This is a genomic window from Achromobacter pulmonis, assembly GCF_002885955.2.
Taxonomy (GTDB): domain Bacteria; phylum Pseudomonadota; class Gammaproteobacteria; order Burkholderiales; family Burkholderiaceae_B; genus Achromobacter; species Achromobacter pulmonis_A.
Genome location: NZ_POQS01000053.1, coordinates 463 through 835 on the forward strand (window position 1 = coordinate 463; position 373 = coordinate 835).

A 373-nucleotide genomic window follows, 5' to 3' on the forward strand; every position below is an offset into this window, starting at 1 on the left:
GAGCACATTTCGTTGTGCTTCTTCCAGATTGTTAAAGAACGAATATAGCTGTTGGGTAAAACCCAACTCATAACATCGTGGAGCACGACACTATGAGTTGGCCTCTACGCTGCACCCAGGATCCTAAGAACCGGTGGTGGAGGTGAACGGGATCGAACCGATGACATCCTGCTTGCAAAGCAGGCGCTCTCCCAGCTGAGCTACACCCCCATATCCTGCCTGGCAGAATACTTGGTGGGTCTGGTTGGATTCGAACCAACGACCCCCGCCTTATCAAGACGGTGCTCTAACCGACTGAGCTACAGACCCAAAACCTTTTCGGATCAGCAGTCAGGTGGCTGAAGACCCAGGGAAGATTCCCTCGACCCAAGCC

At 53.1% G+C, this 373-nt stretch carries 2 tRNA genes; both read right to left on the reverse strand.

From position 1 onward, the window contains the following. Positions 1 to 134: 134 nt before the first annotated feature. Positions 135 to 210 (reverse strand) — tRNA-Ala (locus tag C1I89_RS36130). Between the two features lie 22 nt (positions 211 to 232). Next, positions 233 to 309 (reverse strand) — tRNA-Ile (locus C1I89_RS33765). Positions 310 to 373 lie beyond the last annotated feature (64 nt).